This window comes from Halorubrum sp. AJ67 (assembly GCF_000513435.1).
In genome coordinates this window covers 133,089-134,478 of the sequence record NZ_CBVY010000008.1, presented here as the reverse complement: position 1 = coordinate 134,478, position 1,390 = coordinate 133,089, and the positions used below count along the sequence as shown (strand labels likewise).

Here is a 1,390-nt window from a genome sequence, read left to right as displayed (position 1 = left end):
CGTCCGGAGCGGCCTACAGCAGGTCGTTCGCGACGAGTCCGGTCGACCGCCTCCCGGAGGCGCTCCTCGCTCGCGGCGTAGGAGATGCGGGCGTGGCCGGGCGCGTTGAACGCGCCGCCGGGGACGCAGGCGACCGACGCCTCCTCGATGGCGCGCTCGCACCACGCCTGGTCGTCGTCGTCGACGGGGATCATCATGTAGAACGCGCCGTCGCCGACGTCGACGTCGACGCCGTGTTCGTCGAACAGGTCCACGAGCAGGTCGCGGCGGTCGGCGAAGGCGTCGCGCATCTCCTCGACGGACTCGTCGGTGTTCTCTAACGCCTCGATCCCCGCACGCTGGACGAAGTTGGTCGCACAGGAGACGGAGTGGGAGTGGAGCTTGCCCGCCTCGCCGACGAACTCGTCGGTCGCGTGGAGGTAGCCGAGCCGCCAGCCGGTCATCGAGTACGCCTTCGAGAAGCCGTTGATCGTCACCGTGCGGTCGGCCATCCCGTCGAGGCTGGCGAGCGAGACGTGGTCGGCGTCGTAGACGATCCGCTCGTATATCTCGTCCGAGATGACGGCGACGCCGTGCTCGACCGCCAGGTCGCGGACGCCCTCTAACGCGGCCTCCGAGAAGACCGCGCCGGTGGGGTTCGCGGGGGAGTTGACCACGAGCAGCTCGGTGTCGTCCGAGACGGTCTCCGCGAGCGCGTCGAGCGCGGGTTCGAGCTGGAACCCGTGCGGCGCGAGGTCGACGCGCGAGAGGTCCGCGCCCGCGAGCTTCGCCATCGCCTCGTAGGAGACCCACGCCGGATCGAGGAGGACGACCTCGTCGCCCTCGTCTATCAGCGTCTGGAACGTCTCGTACAGCGCCTGCTTGCCGCCGGGCGTGACGATCACCTCGTCGGCGTCGGCGTCGATCCCGGTCTCGCCGAGCTTCCCCGCGATCGCCTCCTTCAGTGCCGGGATCCCGTTCGAGGAGGTGTACCCCGTGTGGCCCGCGTCGAGGGCGTCCTTACCGGCCTCGACGACGTTCTCCGGGGTGTCGAAGTCCGGCTCGCCGACGGAGAGGTCGACGATGTCGGCTCCCTCCGCCTCCTTTGCCGCCGCGAGGTTCGATATCGCCAGCGTCGCGCTGGGCTCTACGCGTCCGATCCGCTCCGAGAAGTCGTATGCGTCGCTCATGTGTCGTGTGTGGTCGGGTGTCTGTCAGTCGAGTTCCTCGGCGAGGTCGATAGCCGCGTTCGCGGCGTCGGCCCCCTTGTCGATCCGCTCGCGCGCCTCAGCGCCGGACATCCCCGGGCCGCTCACGCCGAACGTGACCGGGGTGTCCCGGTCGAGGCTCACGTCGGTGAGCTTCTCGGCGGTCGCGTTCGCGATGACGCGGTCGTGGTCGGTGTCGCCGG

The 1,390-nt window shown here is 69.8% G+C and carries 2 protein-coding genes; both read right to left on the bottom strand.

Features of this window, described 5'->3' with window-relative positions; genetic code table 11:
• A partial coding sequence (locus BN903_RS08805; RefSeq protein WP_079890628.1) for a pyridoxal phosphate-dependent aminotransferase occupies positions 1 to 1,169 on the bottom strand: 1,169 nt, incomplete at its 3' end.
• A 24-nt stretch (positions 1,170 to 1,193) separates the two neighbouring features.
• Positions 1,194 to 1,390: 6,7-dimethyl-8-ribityllumazine synthase (locus tag BN903_RS08800; protein WP_048077386.1), on the bottom strand; the 197-nt coding region annotated here is incomplete at its 5' end.